Source organism: Neoluteolibacter marinus, from assembly GCF_014904755.1.
Classification (GTDB): Bacteria; Verrucomicrobiota; Verrucomicrobiia; order Verrucomicrobiales; family Akkermansiaceae; genus Haloferula; species Haloferula marina.
Genome location: NZ_JACZFQ010000252.1, coordinates 1 through 652, shown reverse-complemented (window position 1 = coordinate 652; position 652 = coordinate 1). Strand labels below are relative to the sequence as shown.

1 protein-coding gene is annotated in these 652 nt (G+C 61.7%); it reads right to left on the bottom strand.

Translation table 11 applies throughout. The annotated features are described in order from the left end of the window. Positions 1-382 precede the first annotated feature (382 nt). Positions 383-652, bottom strand: a 270-nt coding sequence (locus IG178_RS25810) for a hypothetical protein (protein ID WP_226895778.1), incomplete at its 5' end; no start/stop codon positions are given.

The window sequence follows — 652 nt, the reverse complement described above, 5'->3', positions numbered from 1 at the left end:
GCACAGAGCTCGTGGAAGTTCTCGTGAAGCTGCCAAGCCATGTCTCTGCCTCAGAATCCGCATGCGTTGTATGCCATCGACAGTGCCTTGCGGAGCCCGTCAGCTCGAAGCTGCCAAAGGTCACCGGGAAGCCGGGACACGGCCTCAAGGGCAAGCAGGTGTCGCAGAGCATTGTCTGCAGCCGCGCAGGAAACCCCCGAAGCCTTTGCGATGGCCTCGATGCTCGCGGGCAACTCATCGGAGAGTGAGCGCACCACGCGGAGCGTCGACGCACAGGTGAAGGTGTCCAGGACCGGGGAATCTGCTGTGAGATGAGCCATAAACTGCCAGCCTTCCGACAGGGCGGATGACATAGGTCACCCGCATCTGATGGGCCAGCTGTTCAGGCATCCGCCTGCACGGCTTCGACCTGAGACCATAGTGGCGGATTGTGTGATCCGCAAAGTTCGCGAGAGTAGGAGCAGTAGAGGTGATGGACATGCAGGGGCGGTGGATCGTGGTCGACGCGGATCGCGGCGACCGGAAGATGACGCTGCTGCAGATCGGGCAGGAGCACTTCGATGGAGTGTCCGTACGCAAGCAGCTTTCGCAGACTGCCCGACGCCTGCTTCTCCACAACCTCGATGAGGCGGCGACTGGCGGAGCTGCAGTA